Source organism: Roseovarius mucosus DSM 17069 (assembly GCF_000768555.3).
GTDB lineage: Bacteria > Pseudomonadota > Alphaproteobacteria > Rhodobacterales > Rhodobacteraceae > Roseovarius > Roseovarius mucosus.
On sequence record NZ_KN293978.2, the window covers coordinates 35,685 to 59,290 of the forward strand.

19 protein-coding genes are annotated in these 23,606 nt (G+C 60.6%); 15 read left to right on the plus strand and 4 right to left on the minus strand.

The window, feature by feature from the left end; all coding sequences use genetic code 11:
- Positions 1 to 21: 21 nt before the first annotated feature.
- Positions 22 to 2,064 (plus strand): ComEC/Rec2 family competence protein, encoded by a 2,043-nt coding sequence (locus ROSMUC_RS07200; protein ID WP_037271155.1) that lies wholly within the window; start codon positions 22 to 24, stop codon positions 2,062 to 2,064.
- On the opposite strand, the gene lexA is transcribed toward ROSMUC_RS07200, so the two are convergent.
- A complete protein-coding gene (lexA, locus tag ROSMUC_RS07205) occupies positions 2,058 to 2,759 on the minus strand; it encodes a transcriptional repressor LexA (protein ID WP_037271157.1) in 702 nt (233 codons plus the stop codon). The genes ROSMUC_RS07200 and lexA overlap by 7 nt on opposite strands.
- Positions 2,760 to 2,932: 173 nt before the next feature.
- Here lexA and ROSMUC_RS07210 point away from each other — a divergent pair, with 173 nt between their 5' ends.
- Together ROSMUC_RS07210 and ROSMUC_RS07215 are read left to right on the plus strand one after the other, a co-directional pair.
- On the plus strand, positions 2,933 to 4,027 hold the full coding sequence (locus tag ROSMUC_RS07210) for a carboxynorspermidine decarboxylase (RefSeq protein WP_037271160.1): 1,095 nt from the start codon (positions 2,933 to 2,935) through the stop codon (positions 4,025 to 4,027).
- A 72-nt stretch (positions 4,028 to 4,099) separates the two neighbouring features.
- Entirely contained in the window at positions 4,100 to 5,338 is a 1,239-nt protein-coding gene (locus tag ROSMUC_RS07215) for a saccharopine dehydrogenase family protein (protein ID WP_037271163.1), read from the plus strand.
- A gap of 49 nt (positions 5,339 to 5,387) precedes the next feature.
- On the opposite strand, the gene ROSMUC_RS20980 is transcribed toward ROSMUC_RS07215, so the two are convergent.
- Positions 5,388 to 7,082 carry a methyl-accepting chemotaxis protein gene (locus tag ROSMUC_RS20980; RefSeq protein ID WP_052115283.1) on the minus strand — a complete coding sequence of 565 codons (1,695 nt, stop codon included), beginning with the start codon at positions 7,080 to 7,082 and terminating at the stop codon, positions 5,388 to 5,390.
- Between the two features lie 545 nt (positions 7,083 to 7,627).
- On the opposite strand from ROSMUC_RS20980, the gene ROSMUC_RS07225 reads away from it, so the two are divergent.
- The 9 genes from ROSMUC_RS07225 to ROSMUC_RS07265 are packed head-to-tail and all read left to right on the plus strand — an operon-like array spanning position 7,628 to position 16,568.
- Positions 7,628 to 7,951 (plus strand): STAS domain-containing protein, encoded by a 324-nt coding sequence (locus ROSMUC_RS07225; RefSeq protein WP_037271166.1) that lies wholly within the window; start codon positions 7,628 to 7,630, stop codon positions 7,949 to 7,951.
- Entirely contained in the window at positions 7,948 to 8,310 is a 363-nt protein-coding gene (locus ROSMUC_RS07230; protein WP_037271168.1) for a response regulator, read from the plus strand. The genes ROSMUC_RS07225 and ROSMUC_RS07230 overlap by 4 nt, the downstream gene beginning before the upstream one ends.
- Positions 8,307 to 10,232 (plus strand): chemotaxis protein CheA, encoded by a 1,926-nt coding sequence (locus tag ROSMUC_RS07235; protein WP_037271171.1) that lies wholly within the window; start codon positions 8,307 to 8,309, stop codon positions 10,230 to 10,232. Before ROSMUC_RS07230 ends, ROSMUC_RS07235 begins: the two co-directional genes overlap by 4 nt.
- Positions 10,229 to 10,711: a chemotaxis protein CheW gene (locus ROSMUC_RS07240; protein WP_037271175.1), complete on the plus strand. Its 483-nt coding sequence runs from the start codon at positions 10,229 to 10,231 to the stop codon at positions 10,709 to 10,711. Before ROSMUC_RS07235 ends, ROSMUC_RS07240 begins: the two co-directional genes overlap by 4 nt.
- A gap of 17 nt (positions 10,712 to 10,728) precedes the next feature.
- Positions 10,729 to 12,375: a methyl-accepting chemotaxis protein gene (locus tag ROSMUC_RS07245; RefSeq protein ID WP_037271177.1), complete on the plus strand. Its 1,647-nt coding sequence runs from the start codon at positions 10,729 to 10,731 to the stop codon at positions 12,373 to 12,375.
- A 10-nt stretch (positions 12,376 to 12,385) separates the two neighbouring features.
- Positions 12,386 to 12,898, plus strand: a complete 513-nt coding sequence (locus ROSMUC_RS07250; RefSeq protein WP_075571717.1) for a chemotaxis protein CheW — start codon at positions 12,386 to 12,388, stop codon at positions 12,896 to 12,898.
- Complete coding sequence (locus ROSMUC_RS07255; RefSeq protein ID WP_037271180.1) at positions 12,895 to 13,737, plus strand: CheR family methyltransferase; 843 nt, start codon at positions 12,895 to 12,897, stop codon at positions 13,735 to 13,737. The genes ROSMUC_RS07250 and ROSMUC_RS07255 overlap by 4 nt, the downstream gene beginning before the upstream one ends.
- A gap of 6 nt (positions 13,738 to 13,743) precedes the next feature.
- Complete coding sequence (locus tag ROSMUC_RS07260; RefSeq protein WP_037271183.1) at positions 13,744 to 14,850, plus strand: protein-glutamate methylesterase/protein-glutamine glutaminase; 1,107 nt, start codon at positions 13,744 to 13,746, stop codon at positions 14,848 to 14,850.
- A 5-nt stretch (positions 14,851 to 14,855) separates the two neighbouring features.
- Positions 14,856 to 16,568, plus strand: a complete 1,713-nt coding sequence (locus ROSMUC_RS07265) for a transducer-like protein, TlpC (protein WP_037271186.1) — start codon at positions 14,856 to 14,858, stop codon at positions 16,566 to 16,568.
- Positions 16,569 to 16,762: 194 nt separating this feature from the next.
- Here the strand turns inward: ROSMUC_RS07265 and ROSMUC_RS07270 are convergent, their stop codons facing one another.
- Positions 16,763 to 18,301: a trimethylamine methyltransferase family protein gene (locus ROSMUC_RS07270; protein WP_037271188.1), complete on the minus strand. Its 1,539-nt coding sequence runs from the start codon at positions 18,299 to 18,301 to the stop codon at positions 16,763 to 16,765.
- Positions 18,302 to 18,692: 391 nt separating this feature from the next.
- Between ROSMUC_RS07270 and cysS the strand changes: the two genes are divergently transcribed.
- From cysS to ROSMUC_RS07285, 3 genes are all read left to right on the plus strand, one after another.
- Positions 18,693 to 20,279 carry a cysteine--tRNA ligase gene (gene cysS / locus ROSMUC_RS07275; protein ID WP_245875138.1) on the plus strand — a complete coding sequence of 529 codons (1,587 nt, stop codon included), beginning with the start codon at positions 18,693 to 18,695 and terminating at the stop codon, positions 20,277 to 20,279.
- Positions 20,280 to 20,564: 285 nt separating this feature from the next.
- Complete coding sequence (gene cimA / locus ROSMUC_RS07280) at positions 20,565 to 22,184, plus strand: citramalate synthase (RefSeq protein ID WP_037271190.1); 1,620 nt, start codon at positions 20,565 to 20,567, stop codon at positions 22,182 to 22,184.
- Positions 22,181 to 22,963: a squalene/phytoene synthase family protein gene (locus tag ROSMUC_RS07285; protein WP_037271191.1), complete on the plus strand. Its 783-nt coding sequence runs from the start codon at positions 22,181 to 22,183 to the stop codon at positions 22,961 to 22,963. Before cimA ends, ROSMUC_RS07285 begins: the two co-directional genes overlap by 4 nt.
- A gap of 5 nt (positions 22,964 to 22,968) precedes the next feature.
- Here the strand turns inward: ROSMUC_RS07285 and ROSMUC_RS07290 are convergent, their stop codons facing one another.
- Positions 22,969 to 23,538 (minus strand): TetR/AcrR family transcriptional regulator, encoded by a 570-nt coding sequence (locus ROSMUC_RS07290; RefSeq protein ID WP_037271193.1) that lies wholly within the window; start codon positions 23,536 to 23,538, stop codon positions 22,969 to 22,971.
- Positions 23,539 to 23,606 lie beyond the last annotated feature (68 nt).

The window sequence follows — 23,606 nt, forward strand, 5'->3', positions numbered from 1 at the left end:
CCGTCATGGGGGAAACAAGCCTTGGGCATCTGGCACCCGATCTGGCCCCGGATTGAGGCGGTCTGGCTGGCGCAGCGCGGCGCGCTTTTCCCGTGGGTGCCGGTTGGCACGGCCTGTGGCGTTGCGACCTATTTCGCGCTTTTGCGCGAACCTTCGGTGATGGCCCTGTGGGGCTGTGGCGGCGGAGCGCTTGTGTTGGCGCTGTTGGCCGCACGCGGGCGGGAATGGTCGGGGCCACTGCTCTGGGCGGTGGCGTTGATGCTGGCGGGCTTTGCCCTCGCGGGTCTGCGCGCGCATCTGGTGGCGGGGCCGGTTCTGGGCTGGCGCTACTACGGCCCGGTGGAGGGGCGGATAGTGGGGGTCGACCGCTCGGCTTCGGACGCGCTGCGACTGACGCTCGACCGCGTGGTTCTGGAGCGCACCGATCCCGCGCGCACGCCCAATCGGGTGCGCGTGTCGCTTCATGGCGATCAGAGCCATTTCACGCCCCGCGCCGGAGAGCGGGTGATCCTGACGGCGCATCTGGGCCCGGCGGGTGGTCCGGTCGAGCCCGGGGGCTTTGATTTCCAGCGCCATGCGTGGTTTCTGAGACTTGGCGCGGTGGGTTATACCCGCACGCCGGTTCTGCGGCTGGACGCGGGGGCGGGGGGCCAAGCACTCTTTCGCGCGCGCATGGCTCTGTCGCAGCATGTGCAGAGCCGCCTGCCGGGGCAAACGGGTGCTTTTGCCGCTGCGATCATGACCGGCGACCGGGCTGGTCTCAGCCTATCGACACTGGAAGCAATGCGCATTTCCAACCTTGCACATCTCTTGGCCATTTCAGGGCTGCACATGGGGCTATTGGCCGGGTTTGTCTTTGCCGCCTTTCGTTTGGGCTTTGCAGCCGTGCCGCGCATAGGTTTGCGCCTCCCGGCCAAGAAGCTCTCGGCCTTTCTCGCGCTCCTGGCCGGGGCCGGGTATTTGGGGCTATCGGGGGGGAATGTCGCGACTGAGCGCGCCTTTGTCATGGTCGCGGTGATGCTGGGCGCGGTGATGCTGGAGCGGCGCGCATTTAGCCTGCGCGCGGTGGCGGTGGCGGCGATGATCGTGCTGGCCCTTCAGCCCGAGGCGTTGCTGGGTCCGGGCTTTCAGATGTCCTTTGCCGCGACCGTGGGGTTGGTTGCGGTGTTTGGCTGGCTGCGCGATGCGGGGTGGGCTCTTGGTCCCCGCTGGCTGCGCCCGGTGTTGGCCGTGGTGATTTCGTCCGCCGTGGCAGGGGCCGCGACAGCGCCGGTCGCTGCGGCACATTTCAACCAATACGCGCAATTCGGCCTCTTGGCCAATCTGGTGAGTGTGCCATTGATGGGGGTGCTGGTGATGCCAGCGGCGGTTTTGGCCACGCTTTTGTTGCCGCTTGGCCTCGACTGGATCGCGCTGCGCGTGATGGAGCTTGGCTTGCGCTGGATACTTGGCGTGGCGGAATGGGTGGCCGCACTGGACGGGGCGCGCGTGCCGGTGGTGGCCCCCGGCCCCCATGTGCTGCCGCTCCTGGCACTCGGGGCGCTCTTTATCGTGCTTTGGCAGGGGCGGACGCGGATATTGGGGGCCGTGCCGGTGGTCGTCGGCGTTTTTCTCTGGGGCGCAGCAGAGCGCCCGGTGATGATCGTTTCCGACACGTCAGGCCTGATCGGCATCATGACCGAGACAGGACGCGCGCTCAACAAGGTGTCTGGCGGTGGGTTCGTGGCTCAGAACTGGTTGGAGAATGACGGCGACGCGGCAACGCGCGAGGCGGCTTTTGAGCGATGGTCCGAGGACCTTGCCTTGGCCAACGGTGTTCGGATCTTGGCAGGCAAGGATGCAGCCGCCAAGCCGATCCTGTGCGAGGGGGCCAAGCTGATCCTAATAAGCGCGACACCGGAGCCACGCCCAGAGAGTGCGCCAACCCAAAACCGTGACTGTTGGATCAGCACGCCCGATACACTACGCGTGACAGGATCGCTCGCGCTCTACGCAGATGGATCGGATTTGCGCCTTGTAACCGCGCGCGACTTGAGCGGCGCGCGGCTCTGGAACTCTCAATAGCTGCGGATCAGCCCGACCAATCGTCCCTGAACCCGGACCTGATCGTCAGGAAAGAGCCGGGTTTCATAGGCGGGGTTTGCCGCCTCGAGCGCGATAGAATTGCCCCGGCGGTAAAAGCGTTTGAGCGTCGCCTCCTGGTCCTCGATCAAGGCCACGACAATGTCCCCATTATCCGCAACCGATGTCTCGCGGATGATCACCACATCGCCATCGTTGATCCCCGCCTCGATCATCGAGTCGCCGCGCACCTCCAGCGCATAGTGATTGGCTGTGCCTCTGACCATACCGCTGGGCACCGAGACATTGTGCTGCACTTGGGCAATCGCCTCGATCGGCACACCGGCGGCGATACGACCCATAAGCGGCACCTCAAAGGCATGCGCCACCTCGACCGGCTGGGCATTGGCGGGGCGGGGGGCATCGGGGCGGTCGCCGTCGATCACGCGGGGGGTAAAGCTGTGCCGCGCCTCGCCGCCCAGGCTCTCGGGCAGGCGCACGATTTCCAGCGCGCGCGCGCGATGCGCCAGACGCCGGATGAACCCGCGCTCCTCCAGCGCCGTGATGAGGCGGTGAATGCCGGATTTCGACCGCAGATCCAGCGCCTCTTTCATCTCGTCAAAGCTGGGCGGCACCCCATCGCGCTGCACACGCTTTTGGATGAACTCCAGCAAATCGAGTTGTTTCTTGGTCAGCATGGGCCGGGTCCTCTCGCGGGTCATTTGGTTTTGTTCTACACATGTTCCCGTTTTGTGTCAATCGCTGCGACCCTCTCATGCGCGTCTCAGGGTCGCTCTGCCATTGCATCGCAGGGGCGGGGGGGGTATGCGCTGCGCAACCGTATGACCCTGTGACAGCAAAGGGGGGCCAGATGATTCCGACACCCTATTACCTGATCGACGAAGAGCGCCTTTTACAGAACATGCGCAAGATCGAGCGGCTGCGCGCGCTGTCGGGGGCCAAGGCGCTTTTGGCGCTGAAATGCTTTGCCACATGGTCCTCCTTTCCGACGATGCAGCCGTATATGGATGGCACCACCTCATCTTCGCTCTTCGAGTTGCGGTTGGGGCGCGAGAAGTTCGGCAAGGAAACCCACGCCTATTCGGTCGCCTGGTCGGACGCCGAGATCGACGAGGCTGTGTCCTACGCCGATAAGATCATTTTCAACACCGTGGGGCAGTTGCAGCGCTACGACAGCCAATCGGCAGGAATTGAACGCGGTCTGCGCCTCAATCCGCGGTTTTCAACGTCGAGTTTCGATCTGGCCGATCCTGCGCGACCCTTTTCGCGGTTGGGCGAATGGGAAGTGGACAAGATTCTTGGCGTGATCGACCAGATTTCCGGCGTAATGATCCACTATAACTGCGAAAACAGTGATTTTGACCTCTTTGACCGCCAGTTGACCCGGATCGAGGACGAGTTTGGGCCGGTTTTGGAGCGTCTGCAATGGGTCTCGCTTGGGGGGGGCATCCATTTCACCGGGAACGATTACCCACTGGAGGAGTTAGCGGCGCGGCTCAAGGAGTTTGCCGAGAAGTTCGAGGTGCAGGTCTATCTGGAACCGGGCGAGGCGGCGATAACCCAATCGACCACGCTTGAGGTTACGGTGCTCGACATTCTCGACAATGGCAAGGAATTGGCCATCGTCGATTCCAGCACCGAGGCGCATATGCTTGACCTCTTGATCTACCGTGAGAGCGCGAAGCTGCCGCAAGAGGGCAGCCATGCCTATCAAATCTGCGGCAAATCCTGCCTTGCGGGGGATATTTTCGGCGAGGCGCGGTTTGTGGCACCGCTCGCTGTCGGCGACCGCATTTCGATCGGCGATGCTGCCGGTTACACGATGGTCAAGAAAAACTGGTTCAATGGCGTCAACATGCCCGCTATTGCCATCCGACGCTCTGATGGCACGGTCGATCTGATCCGCAGTTTTACCTTCGAGGACTATGCCGCCTCGCTCTCATGAGGACCACCCACACTCTTTCCCGGGGCTGATCGCCCTCCTTCCCCTGTCCTGCAAGAAAAGGAGACAGCAGAAGTGAAACGTAACGTGCTCATCATCGGTGCCGGAGGCGTGGCGCAGGTCGTCGCCCATAAATGCGCCCAGAACAACGATATTCTGGGCGATCTGCACATCGCCTCGCGCACGCAGGCGAAATGCGACGCGATCATCGCCTCGGTTCACGAGAAATCAGCGATGAAGGTGCCGGGCACCTTTGCCAGCCATGCGATTGATGCCATGGACAGCGCCGCCGTGGCCGCGCTCATCCGCGAGACGGGCGCGCAGATTGTCATCAATGTCGGTTCGCCCTTCGTGAACATGTCGGTTCTGGACGCCTGTATCGAGACAGGGGTCGCCTATATCGACACCGCCATTCACGAAGACCCCGCCAAGATTTGCGAAACGCCCCCTTGGTATGGCAATTACGAGTGGAAAAAGCGCGATCTTTGCGCCCAAAACGGTGTGACCGCCATTCTGGGGATCGGCTTTGATCCCGGCGTCGTCAACGCCTTTGCCCGTTTTGCCGCTGACGAATACATGGACAAGGTCACGTCCATCGACATCGTCGACATCAACGCAGGCTCGCATGGCCGGTACTTCGCGACCAATTTCGACCCCGAGATCAACTTTCGCGAATTCACCGGCACGGTTTATTCATGGCAGAACCGGGCATGGCAAGAGAACAAGATGTTCGAGGTCGGCCGCGATTGGGATTTGCCCGTGGTGGGCACCTGCCGCGCCTATCTCTCGGGTCATGACGAGGTGCATTCGCTTGCGGCCAATTACCCGGATGCCGATGTGCGGTTCTGGATGGGCTTTGGCGAGCATTACATCAATGTCTTTACGGTGCTCAAGAACCTAGGCCTTTTGTCGGAGCATCCCGTAACAACCGCTGAGGGGCTGGAAGTGGTGCCGCTCAAGGTGGTCAAGGCGGTGCTGCCTGATCCGGCATCGCTGGCGCCGAACTACACCGGCAAAACCTGTATCGGAGACCTGGTCAAGGGCACCAAGAACGGCGCGCCGGTTGAGGTGTTTGTCTACAACGTGGCCGATCACAAAGAGGCCTTTGAAGAGGTTGGCAGCCAGGGGATTTCCTACACCGCTGGCGTGCCACCTGTCGCCGCCGCGATCCTTATCGCCCAAGGGGATTGGGACGTGGGCGCGATGCGCAATGTCGAAGAACTTGACCCCAAGCCCTATTTCCCGGTGCTGGATCGTCTGGGCCTGCCAACGCGGGTTCAGATCGACGGCGTCGACAAGGCTTGGAACGAATAGTCTGAATCCTTGGGGCAGGTGGGTTTCCCAACCTGCCCCAAGGCTTTGCTTAGGCGCTTTCCTTATGGGCAAAGCGCGCGTCAAGATCGTCGCCCGAAGAGCCCAGATCGAATTCGAAACCGCCCTCCGATTTCGCGGGTTTCGACGATTGCGGCTTGGTAGATGCCTTGCCTCGCTTGAGCGGAACCACCGAACTTGTTGAAGAACTGCGGGTTTCTCGCCGAAGCTCGACGGCAGGTTGATCCGCCACCTTGAAGAAGCCCACCGCGACGGTCAGCTCATCGGCGAGACTGGCAAGCTCGGTCGCGCTGCTTGACAGTTCCTCTGAGGCGGCGTTGTTGGTCTGGGTCACAAGGTCAAGCTGCTGGATGGAGAGGGCAATCTGCGACGAGCCGCTCGAAAGCTCGCGCGAGGCATCGCTGATTTCCGTCACCAGACCCGAGGTGCGTTCGATATTGGGCACCAGTTCCGCCAACATCGTCCCGGCTCCGACGGCCGTGCTCACCGTGGTGGCGGACAGCGACGAAATCTCGGCGGCGGCGGTTTGGCTACGCTCGGCCAGTTTGCGCACCTCTGCGGCGACCACGGCAAAGCCGCGCCCATGCTCGCCCGCGCGTGCGGCCTCGACGGCGGCATTCAGCGCCAGAAGATCGGTTTGCCGCGCGATTTCCTGAACGATCATGATGCGGTCCGCAATCGTCTGCATCGCACTTACGGCATCGGCCACGGCGCGCCCACTGGTGCGGGCATCCTCGGCGGATTTGGTTGCGATGCCTTCCGTGATCTGCGAGTTTTCGGCGCTCTGCTTGATATTCGCGGTCATCTGTTCGACTGCAGACGAGGCTTCTTCTGTCGCCGCAGCCTGGTCAGAGGCGCCGCGCGCCAGCTCTTCCGAGGTTTCCGCCAGCTGCGCCGCACCCGAAGAGACGTTGCGCACCGAATTGGTCACGTCGGCCACAATATCGCGCAGACGCAGGACCATGTCGTTGATCGACGCCTGCAAGGTCGACACCTCATCACGGCCACGCACGTCGAGCGTATGGCGCAGGTCGCCTTGGGAAATGCCGTGCGCCAGTTCCGCGGCCTGTGCCACCCGCCGGGCGATGGAGAGCGTGATCACGGTCGCCGCCGCGAGACCGACCAGCAAAGAGAGGATCAGCATCAGCACCAGGTTGAACTTGGCTGTTTCATAGGCGACGGTTGCCTCTGCGGCGCGCTCACTAAGGTTGCCGACGATGGTCTCGCGCATATTCTGAAGCGAGGCTCGAATGTCGACCCCCATGTCCATCAGGTCTTTATGAAAAAGAGTATTGGCCGCGTCGCCATTCCCGGCGGCCTCCAACGCGATCACGCGGGTGTTCATCGCAAAGGCGCGTTTGTGCAACTCTTCAAAAGCATTCAACTCGGCCACCAGCTCGGGGTTTTTCGCCATGGCACCCAATTCGATGATCTTGTCATCGACGATAGAGGCTTGGGCTATGACGCCTGCCTTGATCTTGTCGAGGTGGTCAGCCGGCGCATCGGGCAGGCCGATCAGGAAAGCGGCCACACCGGTCAAGACCTGCAATTTTGCCTCGAACATTTCATTGATCACGCCCAGTTCGGTGACTTCCAGGCGCTTGATGTCCTGAAGCTCCTGATCGGCGGCTCTGAGGTCGCGCAGCGCCATGACGACAGAGGCGCCGAACAAGGCAAAGATAAAGATAAAGGTTCCGGCCAGCTTGGCTTTGATACTCAGTCTCATGGTTGGTCCTTTGGTCAAGTTGCGTCACAAGTTGTTGTGGACGCGAAAAAATTAAAAAGCGTGAGAACACCGAAACCGGACAAAACAGGCGACACACCGGGGGCTCTCCGATCGCTCGGCGCTGGTGCTACGGCACGTTTTTGTCCCTTGCTCGGCTCTTTTACGGTCCGTCACGGGTGATCATCCTTGGATGGGATGGCATGATGCGCTCCTCAAAGGTTTGAACGGCAGGTGAGCGCGGGGGGTTAACTATCCTCATGGGTAGTTGGGGCGCCGAGAAGCGGTGAAAATGACGAAACAGCGCTGATTTGACCCGAAGTTGCAGGCATAGGGGCCGTAACCGGCACGGGTGTAGCGCCATAGATAGCGCCGCCAACTTTTACACCCAGATGTGATCTTTCGAAGGTCAAACTGGCCTTTGGCGTTTGTAAACAATGCCAAGGCGCAACCGTTGATCGCGAAGACACCTGTTGTAGCTGACATATTTGAAAAGGTCATAAAGTGGGCTTTTTCAGATCTGTCCCCAAGTACGGACCACAGACCTCATGACCAAGAAACTTCCTCTGACCGGGGATTTGAAGATCGCCTCGGCAGACGATCTTGCCCAGCAATTGAACACCGCCCTGACCAACGGTGACGTCACCCTTTGCACCAAGAAACTCGTCAGTATCGATGCCGCCAGCCTTCAGGTTCTGTTGTCGGCCTTCAAGACGGCGCAGGGCCTTGCGCATCGGTTTGCCGTCGACATGCCCTCGGGGAGCGTTCTGGAAACCGCGCTCGATCGGATCGCGCTCTTGCCGCTGGCGGTGGTCGAGAATGGCGTTCTCGTCGGGATCAATAGCGTTCAGACTAGGCAGGTGGCAGCATGAAAACGGTTCTCGCGGTCGACGATTCTCCGTCCATTCGGCAAATGGTCGGCCTGACCCTGCGCGGGGCAGGTTATAATGTCATTGAGGCCGTTGATGGGCGGGATGCCCTGGAAAAGGCCACCACACTCAAGATCGACGCGGTTCTGACCGATCAGAACATGCCGAATTTGGATGGTCTGGGCTTTATCCGCGCCTTTCGCGCCCATCCCAGCAGTCAGGGTATTCCGGTCATCTTTTTGTCCACCGACTCGGCCGATGCGCTCAAGCAAGAGGCCCGTTCGGTCGGTGCCCTTGGCTGGATGGTCAAGCCGTTTTCACAGGCGCAACTTCTCAGCGTCATTCAGAAGGTTCTGGGATGATGGATAATGACATTTCTGCGGTCTTTCTCGAAGAGGCCAGTGAACTTCTTGAAAGCCTCGAGCAAGGCCTGCTGAAGCTGCAAGCAGACCCGAACAATATGGATCTGATAAATGCGGCCTTTCGGGACCTGCATACAATAAAGGGGTCCGGTGCGATGTTCGGATTCACGGACTTGGCGGCGTTCATTCACAAATTTGAAACCGCGTTTGAAAAAATCCGTTCTGGGGAAATCAAGGTCAGCGCCTCTTTGATCCGCGTGGCGCTGCGCGCCGCCGACGAAATCAAGGGCTATCTGGCCGGAGAAGCCGCCATGACCCCCGCACGACAGGTCATCCTTGATGACCTCGCGCAGGCCGTCAGCCCCGGCAACGACACCGTCGAGCCGCATGTCGAGGCTTCTGCCGAGCAGGGTTGGCGGTTGGATTTCCGACTTGCCACAGACGCTTTGGCGCTCGGCGCGCGACCTGAGGTGCTCTTGGACGAGTTGCGCGGTCTGGGGGCCACCAACCTTGTGGCGGACATCAGCCGGATTCCGGCTCTTGAAGGGATCGAGGCGCAGGCCTGTTTGCTGGGGTGGTCCATGGATCTGCCCGCCTCTGCGCGTGAGGACGACATCAACAGCGTCTTCATGTTCCATGAGGGCAATATGGAGTTGAACCTCGTCAACCTTGCGGCCCCCGCGCCAGATGTCGCCGCGAGCGCGGTGCCTGCCGAGGTCGTGGTCACCGGCCCCCAAGCCGCCCAGCAAAGTGCGACGATGCGCGTGCCGGCCGAGCGTCTGGACGAGTTGATGGATCAGGTGGGCGAGTTGGTCATCGCCGAGGCCCGCCTCAGCGCCTTGGCCAACAGCAGCAAAGATCCCTCCATCATGGCTGCCGCCGAGGATATTCAGCGCCTCTCTGCCCGGATGCGTGACACCACCATGAGCATCCGCATGGTGCCCATCAGCTCGATCATCGGCCGGTTCCGCCGCCTTGTGCACGATCTCTCCGAAGGCTTGGGCAAAACGGTCAATTTTGTTGTCACCGGGGCGGATACCGAGCTCGATAAAACCGTGATCGAGCGGCTGGGCGACCCGCTGGTGCATATCATCCGCAACGCGATTGATCACGGGCTAGAGACCGATGAGGCGCGCGCTGCCGCGGGCAAACCGGATTGTGGCACCATCGAGCTCAGCGCCGAGCATCTGGGGGCCGAGGTGGTGATCTCGGTCAAGGATAACGGTCGCGGTCTGGATCGCAACAAACTGCGCGCGCGCGCCATTGATCAAGGGCTGCTGACGCCGGACGCCACGCCGTCCGAGGCCGAGCTTTTCGCGCTCATCCTCGAGCCGGGATTTTCCACCGCTGCCAAGGTTACAGAGCTGTCGGGGCGCGGGGTTGGCATGGATGTGGTCAAGCGTACGGTCGAGGGCCTGAGAGGCCGGATCGTGATCTCGTCCGAACCGGGCCACGGCACAACCTTCACCCTGCGCCTGCCGCTCACGCTGTCGATCATCGACGGGCTTTTGGTCGAGGTCGGCGGGGATCGCTACATCATCCCGATGGCGGCGGTCCAAGAGATCGTGGAACTGCCTGCGAGCGATGCCGGGGCCGATACGACCTCGAGCTTTCTGCAAATCCGCGACTCTCTGGTGCCGTTCCTGCGGCTCAGAACGCTTCTGGACTGCGCCGAAGAACACAACACGCTTCAGAACGTGATCGTTGTCTCTGCCTCGAGCATGCGCGTCGGGCTGGTGGTGGATCGCATCCTTGGAACCAATCAGACGGTCGTCAAACAGATGTCGCGCCTGCATGCGGGCGTCAAATCCATCTCTGGGGCCACCATCCTTGGGGATGGCTCGGTCGCCCTCGTGCTCGAAGTCGGCAATCTTGTCGAGCTTGCCCGGACTGACCTTAGAAAAATCGAGAAAGCAGCATGACCAAAGACCTCAACGGATCGGGCAAGACCCTCACGGTGGTTGCCCTGCGCCTTGGTGAACGGATTTTCGCCATTGAAACCAGCGCGGTTCTGGAAATCCTCTCGCCCATCCCCGTGACCCGCGTCCCCCATGGCGGCGCCTTTGCGCAAGGCGTCATCAATGTGCGCGGCGGGGTTGTTCCACTGGCTGATCTGCGTGTGATCTTCAGCATTCCCAAGCGGCCTGTCGATCAGGACACACGTATTCTGGTTCTGCAAATCCCGATCGAGAATGAGCAGATCACCGTGGGCATCACAGCCGACGAGGTGCGCGAGGTGATAACCATTGATTGCGATCGTATTGAACCCTTGCCGCCCACCGGCACGATCTGGCCCGCCGATTACGTGCGGGGCCTCATACAGGGCCCCGAGGGCATCACCATTCTGCCCGACCTGAACAACATCTTTGCCGCGCATATTGCGACGGCCAATTCTCTTTGATTAAGGGAAATCATATCATGAGACTGACCATAAAAGCGAAACTGGTCGCGACATTCCTTTTGGTTTTGGGGCTGACTGGATTTGCCATGTTTCTTGCCCTCAAGGATTTGGCGGAGTTCAACCGCAACCTGGACATTATCTCGAACGAGGCGGGGGAGCGGGTGCATTTGTCGGAAAGCCTGATCTCGGCGCAAACCCGATCTCAACGCGATACCCTTAGTTATCTCCTTGCCGAGAACTTTGCGACCAAACGCGAGGTCAAGGCAAGTATCGAAGAAAACCTGAATGGCAAAAAGGCCTTGTTTGATCGCCTCGCGTCCATTGCCAGTGCAGAAGCGCAGCCTCTCTTGGAGGAATATAGCCGGATTGAGCAAGAGCTTATGGCTGTCAATGCCAAGGCCATGTCCATGAAAGATATGCGGCAACAGCGTCAGGCGTTTCGTTACCTTCAGGCCGAAGGAGAGGAGTCGGCGCTCGCGATGCGTGAGATATTGCGTCGGATCGTCGAGCTCAACGAGGCCACGATGACCAAAATGATCGCGGAGTCCGCTGCACAATACGCCAGCTCACGCAATGTGCTTCTGGTTCTGATGTCGGCGGCCATCGTGATCGGTGTCACTGCTGCCTCTTGGGTCACGTTCTCGATCTCCAAGGGTCTGGGCAGAGCCATCGCCATCACCGGGCGGGTCGCCGCAGGCGATCTGACGCGAACTGCCACCATCCGCAGCAATGACGAAATCAGCGATCTCTTGCAGTCGGTCAATGCGATGGTTCTCAAACTGCGCAATGTCGTGGGGGATGTTACGTCCGCTGTCCGCAACGTGGCCTCAGGCAGTCAGCAAATGGCCGCCACATCCGAGGAATTGTCGCAAGGGGCCACCGAACAGGCGTCGTCCACCGAAGAGGCGTCGGCCTCGATGGAACAGATGTCCGCCAATATCAAGCAAAGCGCCGAGAACGCCGCCGAGACCGAGCGTATGGCCATCAAATCCGCAAAAGATGCCCGTGAGAGCGGCAAGGCCGTGGCCGAAGCAGTGACCTCGATGCAGGAAATCGCCAGCCGGATCATGGTGGTGCAGGAAATCGCGCGTCAAACCGACCTTCTGGCGCTCAACGCGGCGGTCGAGGCCGCGCGCGCGGGCGAACATGGGCGTGGTTTCGCGGTTGTCGCGGCAGAGGTGCGCAAACTGGCCGAACGCAGCCAGACGGCGGCGGCAGAGATCTCTGCCCTGTCGGCCACCACGGCTCGGACGGCAGAAAACGCAGGGGCAATGCTCCAGGGTCTTGTGCCCGACATCGAACGCACATCGGCCCTCGTCACCGAAATCTCGACGGCTTCGCAGGAACTGTCGTCCGGTGCCACGCAAGTCAATCTGGCGATTCAGCAACTCGATAAGGTCACGCAAGAGAACACCTCTGCCGCCGAAGAACTTTCGGCCACAGCCGAGGAACTCTCGAGCCAGTCCGAGCAGTTGCAGGATGCGGTGTCCTATTTTGTCCTGTCAAACGACGCCGTCGCGCAGCCGCAGGAAAAATCCAGCCCAGCCCGCACAACCAAAGCTACTCTTTTCAGAACCACACGGAACCCCGGTGGCTTTTCTTTCAATCCCGGTGCGAACAAAGATGATCTCGATCATGGTTTTGCATCGCGCGACGCAGCGTGAGGATAGAACCATGAACGAGAATACCCAAGTCGTCACCTTTCAATCGAGCGGCTCGCTCTTCGCTGTGCCCGTGAACCGGGTACAGCAGATCCTGGATACTCAGCCGATTGCAGCGCTGCCCAACAGCCCTGCCGAACTTCTGGGGCTCATCGACGTGCGCGGCGAGAGCATCGCCGTTACCGACCTCTCCGAGCTTTTGTCGCGTGGGCCGACCAAGGACACCTCCGAGACCCGCATTCTCATCCTGAGCCTGATGAACGGCCAGCAGAGGTCAACCGTAGGTCTGAAAACCGAACGCGTGATCGAGGTGACGGAACTTGATGAGGGCGCGATCAAATCCCCCGCCGACGCAGGGATCACCACATGGGATGAAAGTGTGCTGACCGGTATTGGTCGTCGCAACGGGGATTTCGTCTGTATTCTCGACCTCGAAAAGCTGTTTGGCGAGGGGGCGCGGCGCAAGACGACTGAATTCGCATCTCAACGCGCCACCGAAACTTCAGAAGGGTTCGCCCTGACATGAGCCTGTCTCGCGCCAAATCCTATCACGACCACTTTGCAGAGGTGATTTCCCGCGAAACCGGGATCAAATTGCCCTCTGGCAAGAAGGTGATGATCGAAAGCCGCCTGCGCCGCCGGGTGCAGACCCTCGGCTTTAGCTCGATTGAAGACTATTACCGTCACCTCTTTGAGGACGGCGGATTTGGCGCGGAACGTGATGATGTCATTGATCTTATCACGACCAACAAAACCGATTTCTTCCGGGAACCGGCCCATTTCCGCTGTCTCATGAATGAAATGCTGCCACAGATTCTGCGGCGCAAGCAGCGGCTCAACAAACCTGTCGATGTTAAGTTCTGGAGTGCGGCCTGTTCGGATGGGTCCGAGGCCTATACGGCGGCAATGCTCATGGAAGAGGCCGTGCGCAACGGCGCAGAGTTTCAATACGCCATCCTCGGTACGGATATTTCCACCCGCATGGTCGATGCCGCCAAGCGCGCGATTTACGCGGCTGACGCCCTTGATCCGGTCCCGTCTGCCCTGCGCGCGCGGTATACCATGCCGGGGCAGTCCGAAGATATGCGCGGGATGGCACGGATCGTGCCAGCCCTGAGAAGCAAGGCAAACTTCACGTATCTCAACCTGATGGATGAAAGCTACCCGGTGGATCAGGATGTAGACATCATTTTCCTGCGCAACGTGCTCATCTACTTTGAGCCCGAGGATCAGGCCAATGTCATCGCGCGCCTTGCCCGTCACCTGACACCAAAGGGGTATCTGGTGGTTGGACATTCCGAATCCATGACCGTGAAACAACCCAATCTCAAACAGCTTGCCACGGCTGTGTTCCAAAAAGAGTAGACCGCGATGCTGGACAGTGCCTGCAAACCTCAGATTTCAGTCTTGATCGTGGACGATTCAGCCTCGGCGCGGGCCATGTTGATGCGGATTGTGGAAACCGATCCGACCCTGAAACTGTTCGGAACGGCGGCGGATGCGTTTATTGCCGTGTCGAAAATGCAATCTGGGCTTCCCGATGTCATGCTGCTCGACATGGAGTTGCCGCGCATGTCCGGGCTTGATTTTCTCCGCAAGATCATGGCGCAGCGCCCCATTCCGGTGGTGATCTGTTCCAGCCATGCCGAAGCCGGATCAGATCTTGCACTGACGGCCCTTGCCAGTGGCGCAGTCGAGGTTGTCTCAAAGCCGACACCGAGGACCGATGCCGATTTTCAGGAATCCGCCATCGCCATTTGTGATGCCATTCATGCCGCCGCCGAGTCCGGGCACAAAAGCGCACGCAGGGTCGCGCCCCCGCGTGAGACCGGCACCAAGCTCTTGGCGGATGCCTTGATTCCGCCTGCGCGGCCCAAGAACATCGCCCACACCACGCCGATCGTCTGTATCGGCGCCTCTACCGGCGGCACAGAGGCGATCCGCTCGGTTCTGGAGGAGCTGCCGGTGACATGCCCCCCCGTCGTCATCGTGCAGCATATGCCAGCGGGGTTCACAAATGCCTTCGCGCGCCGCCTGAACGGGCTGTGCCGGGTCAATGTCAAAGAGGCGGCTGATGGCGATCTGTGCAATCCCGGAGAGGTTCTGATCGCGCCGGGTAATTTTCACATGATGCTCGTCCGGCAGGGGCGCAGCTATGGCGTCAAGATCGTGGACGGTCCCTATATCTGTCGGCACCGTCCCTCGGTTGATATCCTGTTTCGCTCTGCCGCACAGTCCGCAGGGCAAAATGCACTTGGGATCATCCTCACGGGCATGGGCGACGACGGCGCGCGCTCGTTGCGCGAAATGCGCGAAGCGGGGGCCACGACCCTTGCCCAGAACGAAGAGACCTGCGTCGTCTTTGGCATGCCGCGCGAGGCGATCCGCATGGGGGCTGCCACGCGCGTTGTTTCTCTCTCCGAGGTTCCGGGCGCAATCGCGGCCTTTGCCAATTCCCATCAGCTCCGCGCGAGGTAGACCCGATGCATCCTACCCTGCGAACCCTTTTGTCCAACGCCTATATCGACAGCCTGAACAAGGCGACGGGCACAATCGAGACGATCTTTCTGCGGGCCGGGCAGGGGCTTGGAACGAGCGTGGAAGACCTCATGCAACTGCGCACGGTGCTTGCCCGGCTTAGCGTGGTTTTGGGCCCGGAAGAGACCCAGACGCTCCGGATGTTGTGCCTGCACTCTGTCGAGCACAGTGCGGAAATCAGCGAAGATGTACAGACCTTCGTCCAGATGGCCGAAGCGCTGCGTGCGGGTATCCGTAAAATCCAGAGCAATGTCAGCCATCTGTCTGTGGTCATTCGCACCATGTCTGCCTCTGCCCCTATTTCGCGGATATTGGGGAAATCTCTCACACGGCAGGAAGCCAAGATCGATGAATTCTCTATCGAGCTGGCTCGCATTGCAGCCTCGGCCGACGAGCAACTCAAAGCGTTGCAAGCTCATATAGAGATCATCGAAGTCGAGATGGCGGATCTTGACATGATCTCTTTGAACCTCTCGCGGGACATGACCGATAGGGTCACGCCAGCGCTGGAGGGGCTCGAGGCGCAGATCCATGAAATTCAACAGGACCGGGATGAATTGGCGGCTGGCAATGCGGTGATCGAAGCCGGCATGCGGGACATCTTTGCCGAAATCTCCGCCATCGTCGGGGAACTTCAAACAGGCGATTCTGTCCGGCAACGGCTGGAGCATGTCGAGGTGATAGCGCGCGCCTCTCTCGATGCCGCTCTTGCCCAAGAGCGGCCAGAGGCTAGCGACGGGCTGAGCTATCTGGCGATTTGTCAAGCCGAGGCAAGTCGGGATGAAATCGCGCGCGATGTCGCCTCCGTTCTCAAACGCCTTGGCGGTATTCGTCGCAAATCCGAACAAGTGCTCGGGGCTGCGGAACAGGTCTATCTTGATCCCAATGACACTCAGAGAAAGCGGGTTTCGACGATGATTGGCTGTGCCAACCGGCTGTCGAGCGCGCTGCAATCCAGCCAGTCGAATCTGGATGTTCTGCACCGGATTGGCCGAACCACGCAGGATCACATCGGATCGATTCAGACAATCGCCGCGGAAATGGGCTTGCTTGATCATCATATCCGGATGCTTGGTCTCAATACATTCATCGTCTGTTGCAACATGGGGTCAGAGGCGGGCGCGCTTCAGGAACTCTCACGTCAGGTCTTGTCCCTGACCAAGATCTCCAACGAAATTTTTGACCAGATCGCCACCACAACACGTACTCTTGCCGCCACGACCATGCCCGATGTTTCACAAGCGGATGATATGATGTCCCGCACCGTTGGGTTTGCGCAGGATATTTCTGACCGGTTGAAGGCTACGGATCAGGCGGTCCTTGCGACCAAACAGGGCTGTGCCATCAAGGGTGACGCGCTCAAGATTGCGCTCCACGCAAGTGAGACATCGCTGGCGTCGCTGGTCGCCGCCAAGGTCGAACTCGATACTTTCATTTCGGGTTTCAATGAATTGATTTCAAATGAGAATGTTGGGCGTGAACTGTATGATGTGCTGCCCTCAGAACAGGATCGTTTGGCCAAGCTCTATGCGATTTATACGATGGATGCCGAGCGTCTGATCCACGACAGAATTTTCGTGGGGGCGGAGGCACCTCTTGCCCTGCCCGAGAATCCCGCCCAGTCTGCCGGAGACGAACTGGCGGATATATTCTTTTGAGGGCGATGGAACGCGTGCTGCCTGAAAAGGTGTTAGAGCGTATTTTTTTGCGTGCTCGAGGCGCTCAAAACCGGTTCCCGCTTTCGCGTAGTATGCGCGAGCGTGCCGTCCTGTGTTTCCGTAAAACGCCAAAACGCGCGCAGACAATGGATGCGCGCGTTCTTGTTTTAAATCAAATACCTACATAGCAAAGCTTATGCAGGCAGGTGGATCTTGAACCGTGCGCGAATGGCCGTATCTGTGATCGGGTCAAACCGCGCCGCCGCCCGTTCCGACAGGATCTTCATTTTCTTTTCCGTGGCCTTGGCGATCAGGTCGGGTTTTCCCAACTCGTCCCATTCCTTGGGCGAAGAACGATTGGCGATGCAGGGATAGAGGTAATCCGTCTGCATCCGTCCCAGTGTCTGTTCCGCGCCGAGGTAATGGCCGGGGCCGCCGATGCAAGTGGCGCGGATGACCTCAAGGCTGAGCGTGTCCTCATCCACCTCGATGCCACGTGTGCAGCGCAGGGCCTGACCGATGAGGTCATCCCCCAGGATCAGCGATTCAAGGCAGAAGCCCAGCAATGAGGCATGCATGCCCGCCGCCTCATAGACCATGTTCAGCCCCGAGAGACCCGCCATCACGTTCGACGTCGCCTGTTCCCAGCCCGCCTGCATGTCGGGAAGCTTCGCATCCGCAATGCCCGCGGCCGCCCCACCGGGCAGGCCGTAATACTTGTGCATCTGTGCGCAGCCCGCGGTCAGCAGCGCCTGTTCGCCCGAGCCGCCCGACATGGCCCCGGTGCGCAGGTCGCTGACGAACGGCCAGGTGCCGAAGATCGCGGGGAACCCCGGCTTGACCGCGTTGACATAAACAAGCCCCGCCAGGCATTCTGCCGTTGCCTGCACGATGGCCCCCGCGATGGGGGCAGGGGCCGTGGCCCCGGCCTGACCGGCCGACAGAAGCAGAACGGGCATGCCCGCGCGGATGCATTCCTCCATGACCAGACAGGATTCGGTGGCGAATTTCATCGGCGGCACGACAAAACAATTGGAATTGCTGACGAACGGCCGCTCACGCCACTTATCCTCGCCGCCCGCGATGAGATGCAGCATCTCGATCGCATCGGCAACGAATCCCGGCTCGGTAAAGGAGGTGCCCACGTGTTTCGTGGTCCCCGAACAGCAGGCATAGAGCGTGTTGAGGTCCATCTCGCGATTGTCGACGATGTCGCGGCAGACCATCGGGCGCTGCACGAAATGGATGTTGTCGAGTTGATCCGCAATGCGAGCCGCGTCATGCAGGTCCTGCACCGTGCTCTCGCGATAGCTGCGGGTGTGGACATCGACCACATGCACCGCCGCGCCTGCCGTGCCGTAATGCACGCGATTGCCCTGCAAGAGCATGTCGTGGCGCGGGTCCCGGCCAAAGAGCGTGATCTCGCGGTTGGCCTTGGCGATGGTGTCCTCGATCAACGCGCGCGGAAAACGGATCCGCCCGTCAGAGCCGAGGATCGCGCCAGCCCCCGTCAGATAGGCCACGCCCGAAGGGGGCGCATCGGCAAGGCCGATTTGTTCCAGCGCATCGAGCACGGCATGGTGGATGCGGTCCATCTGCGATTGGGTCAGCGGGCGATAGGTGCCGCCCTCTTGCCCTGGATGCACGGGGCGCAGATTGGCAGCAAGCGGGTTGGAGCGGGCCTCGCGGCGAGCAGCGCGTCCACCGGCGCGGCGCGTAATCGTCTCGGTCATGTCTTGGGTTTCCTGAAGGAATTAAACGGGTTTGTTTGGTTGGGCTCAGGTCACCAAAGGACGCCCGCGCGCCGCACGACCCCGTTCCGCACCAATGGTGCGGACAACAAGCGCAATTTTGCTGCGTGGGTGCATGGTGTTCTCCGTCAGATGGGCAGAGAGCATCTGATTCTGCGGTTTCTGTCTGTTCCGAATCCGACGCGTGTCGCAAATGCGACCTCGATCGTCGTGCTTGACGGGTGCTGCTCTGGGGGCTAGGACAGCGGCATGAGCACCGCACCCTGCATTATCTGCTGCATTATCACCTGAGTTTTCTCAGGCGGGCCGGTCTTGTGTTTCCAAGCGATCACGAAGTTGCTAAGCCCGCCGCGGGACCGCGCGCGAGGACAAGATGACGACGATCAAGCTGCACAACACCCGAACCCGGCGGAAAGAGGATTTCGCGCCTCTCGATCCAGATAACGTGCGGATGTATGTCTGTGGGCCGACGGTCTATGACCGGGCGCATCTGGGCAATGCGCGCCCCGTGGTGGTGTTCGACGTGCTCTACCGCCTGCTGCGCCATGTCTATGGGACCGAGCACGTGACCTATGTGCGCAACTTCACCGATGTGGATGACAAGATCAACGCCCGTGCCGCCGAGTCTGGGCGCTCGATTGGCGAGATCACGGCGGAAACGACACAATGGTTTCTCGACGATATGGCGGCCTTGGGGGCGCTCGAGCCTGACCACATGCCGCGCGCCACGCAGTATATTCCGCAGATGGTCGCGATGATCGAGGGGTTGATCGCCAAGGGCCACGCCTATGAGACCGAGGGCCACGTGCTTTTCGCCGTCGATAGCTGGCGCGAGGGGTATGGCAAACTGTCGGGCCGCTCGGTCGATGACATGATCGCAGGGGCGCGGGTCGAGGTAGCACCGTACAAGCGCAACCCGATGGATTTCGTTCTGTGGAAGCCGTCGAGCGATGATTTGCCGGGGTGGGACTCGCCCTGGGGCAGGGGGCGGCCCGGCTGGCACATCGAATGTTCGGCCATGGCGCATGAGCTCTTGGGCGATAGTTTCGACATTCACGGCGGCGGCAACGATTTGATGTTCCCGCACCATGAAAACGAGATCGCGCAAAGCTGCTGCGCCCACCCCGAGGGTCAGTTCGCGCGCTATTGGCTGCATAACGAGATGCTGCAGGTCGAGGGCAAGAAGATGTCCAAATCCTTGGGCAATTTCTTTACCGTGCGGGATTTGCTGGATCAGGGGATACCGGGCGAGGTGATCCGGTTTGTGTTCCTGAGAAGGCACTATCGCAAGCCGATGGACTGGACGATGCAGAAATCAGAGGAAGCCAAGAAAACGCTGATGCGTTGGCACAAGGCGACGCGGGAGGTTCCTGCTGGTGAAGTCCCCGAGTTGGTGCTGAATGCGCTCTGTAACGATCTGAACACATATCAAGCGACGGATGTTCTTTTCAGGCTTGAGTCTGCCGGTAATCTTTCTGGGCTGAAAGCTGGCGCAAACTTACTGGGGTTATTGACACCGGAGAGTGGCGCTTGGGTTCAGAAGGAAGAGGAAGAAGAGAAAGCCAATATCTCTGATAATAGCGCCTTCGAATTGGAAGTTGATGCCGTTCTGGACTTGCGTTCGAAATTGCAGCAGCGCGCCAAGGCGGCATTGGCGGAAAAAGAACAGGACAAGAAAGAGGCAAAAAGGCTCTTTGCTGCGGCGGATGAAATACGGAACAGCCTTGAAAAGATGGGCTTTGAACTGACTGACACACCGGACAGACCTAAATGGTCGATAGATCACGGCGCTCTTTTGCAGTTTATGGAGCTTCCGATGCAAGGAGAGGTGATTTCTTTCCGTTCATTTGAGCACGAACAGGACTTGGAAGAGCACGGAGACCGCTTCGCGGGAGTGAAAAAACAATTACGCTCTCTCTCTGATGGCATTCGAAGTGCTTTTCCGGAGTTAGACTTATGATTGCTGAGGGCAGAGAGTGCGCCGGAAGTTCAGCGCTGCCAGTTCTTGTTTTAGGTGGTTTCAATTGGCACTTGTTTTCAGGGAGTGGGCTACCTGCTGGATGTGCCTGTGCCGCGCGGTGCCCGACTGCCGGGGGGGCGCTGCTACGGCTGTGGTCGGCGCTTTATGGTGCCAAATACTTGAACGATTGGAGGGGATGCGACGTTGCAAAAGCGCCCGCCCGGGGGGGCGGTCGGGCGCTGCGCGGCGGCGCTACGCGCCTTGATTCCGCGCGGAGCGGCTAAGATGACCAAGCACCGCCTCTACCTCTACGACACCACCCTGCGCGACGGGCAACAGACGCAGGGCGTGAGCTTTTCCACGCAGGAGAAAATCCAGATCGCCCATGCGCTGGACCGCCTTGGCGTGGATTACATCGAGGGCGGCTGGCCGGGCGCAAACCCCACCGACAGCGCGTTTTTCGACGACGCCCCGAAAACGCGCGCCACGATGACCGCCTTTGGCATGACCAAACGCGCGGGCCGCTCGGCCGAGAATGACGAGGTCTTGGCGGCGGTGCTGAACGCCGGGACCAAGGCTGTCTGCCTTGTCGGCAAGACCCACGATTTTCATGTCACGGCAGCCCTTGGCATCAGCCTTGAGGAAAACACCGACAACATCGCCCGCTCCATTGCGCATGTCGTGGCCGAGGGGCGCGAGGCGCTGTTCGATGCCGAACATTTCTTTGACGGCTACACCGCCAATCCCGCCTATGCGCTGGACTGCCTGAGCGCGGCGGTGGACGCGGGTGCGCGGTGGGTGGTGCTCTGCGATACCAACGGCGGCACGCTGCCGCCCGAGATCGGGCGTATCGTGTCAGAGGTGATCGCGTCAGGTATTCCCGGCGAACGGCTTGGCATCCACACCCATGACGACACCGGCAATGCGGTGGCGGGCAGCCTTGCGGCGGTGGACGCGGGCGTGCGCCAGATTCAGGGCACGCTCAACGGGTTGGGCGAGCGCTGTGGCAATGCCAATCTGACCACGCTCATCCCGACCCTGCTGCTCAAGGAACCCTATGCCAGCCGCTATGAGACCGGCATCACGCATGACGGCCTGCGGTCTCTCACCGCGATCAGCCGCCAGTTGGACGAGATCCTCAACCGCGTGCCGCTGCGGCAGGCGGCCTATGTGGGCGCCTCCGCCTTTGCCCACAAGGCGGGGCTGCACGCCAGTGCCATCCTCAAGGACCCAAGCACCTACGAGCATATCGACCCTGCGGCGGTCGGCAATGCGCGGATCATCCCGATGTCAAATCAGGCGGGGCAATCGAACCTGCGCCAGCGTCTGACCGAGGCGGGGATCGCGGTCGAACCGGGCGATCCGACGCTCGCGCGCCTGCTCGAGACGATCAAGGCGCGCGAGGAAGAAGGCTATACCTATGACAGCGCGCAGGCGAGTTTCGAAATCCTCGCGCGCAAGGAACTGGGGCAGATGCCCGAATTCTTCGAGGTCAAGCGCTACAAGGTCACGGTCGAGCGCCGCAAGAACAAGTATGACCGCATGGTCAGCCTCTCGGAGGCGGTGGTTGTGGTCAAGGTCGATGGCGACAAGAAGCTGTCGGTGAGTGAATCGATGGACGATCACGGCTGCGACCGGGGGCCGGTCAATGCGCTGGCCAAGGCGCTGGCCAAGGATCTGGGCCGCTATCAGGACCAGATCGACGATATGCGGCTGGTGGATTTCAAGGTGCGGATCACCCAAGGCGGCACCGAGGCCGCAACACGGGTCATCATCGACAGCGAAGACGGGCAGGGGCGGCGCTGGTCCACGGTGGGGGTCAGCCCCAATATCGTGGATGCAAGTTTCGAGGCGCTGCTCGATGCGATCAGCTGGAAGCTCCTGCGCGGGCAGGGGGCGGCGTGAGCCAAGGGTTCGATGCCGATCTGACCGCCTGTGCCGATCTGGTGCGCCGGGCCGATCCTGACCGCTTTCTGGCGGCGATGGCGGCCCCGGTTGCGGCGCGGGCCGTGCTCTTTCCGGTCTATGCCTTCAATGTCGAGGTGGCGCGCGCGCCTTGGGTCACGCAAGAGCCGATGATCGCCGAGATGCGCCTGCAATGGTGGGCCGATGCGCTGGAGGAAATCGCGACCGGTGGCCTTGTGCGGCGGCATGAGGTGGTGACGCCCTTGGCGCATGTGCTGGACGCGCCCGGTGCCGCGCTGCTGGCGGATCTGGTCGAGGCGCGGCGATGGGACATCGCGCGCGAGCCCTTTGCAGATGCGGTTGAGTTCACCCGCTATATCGAGACCACGTCCGGCAATCTCTTGCAGGCGGCGGCGCAAGCGCTTGGTCCTGCGGCACCCGAGGTGCTGCGTGATGCAGGCTATGCGCTGGGTCTCGCCAATTGGTTCCGCGCCATTCCAGTACTCGAGGCGGCGGGGCGCAGGCCCCTGGTCGATGGTCGGCCCGACGCCGTGCAGGCCTTGGCCAGGGATGGGTTGGTGCGGCTGCGCCGTGCGCGCGCCGCGCGTGGGAAGGTGTCACGTGCGGCGGGGGCGGCGCTCTTGCCGCTCTGGATCGCGGGTCCGGTGCTGCGCCGCGCGGAACGCGATCCGCGCGCGGTGGCCGAGGGGCGGCTTGGGATTGCACCTGCGCGCGCGCAACTCAGCCTGCTCGCGCGTGGCCTATCGGGTCGCTGGTAAGCGGATCAGCCGAGTAGGCTGCGCACCTGTGAGAGGATTGCGCCAATCGACGGGCTTTCGCGATTGGCGCGGGTCATGACCAAAAGGCCCACCATCAACCCTTGCAGAACCTTGGCCGTCTCGGAGATTTCCGCAGGGCTGCGAACGCGGTCTTCGCATTCAGCAAGACAATTGGCAAAAAACGCCTCGACCTCGGCCATGCTGTTCTCGATGATGCGGGCGATTTCATCGTCATGCGGCGCAAGCTCCATCGCGGAATTGACCACCAGGCAGCCGCCCGGCATGGTCGTGTCGCCTTGGGCAATGGCGTCAAAGGTCGCGATGATCGCATCCTTTGGTTCTCGATCCTTGCGTAACCGTGTGAGAAATCCGACGCGGTAGCTTTGATCGTAATGCTGTAATGCCCGCAAGAAGAGCTCTCGCTTGTTGCCGAACCCGGCATAAAGACTGCCGCGATTGAGGCCCGTGACCTCAACCAGATCGGCCATAGAGGTGCCCTGATAGCCCTTCTCCCAGAAAGCACGCATCGCGGCTTCCAGCACCACTGCTTCTTCGTAGCATTTTTCCCAGGGCATCGTCGGGCCATTTCAACCAAAGGGCTTATCCAAAAATCCCTCGTCACAAGAAATCTACTACTTCCCCG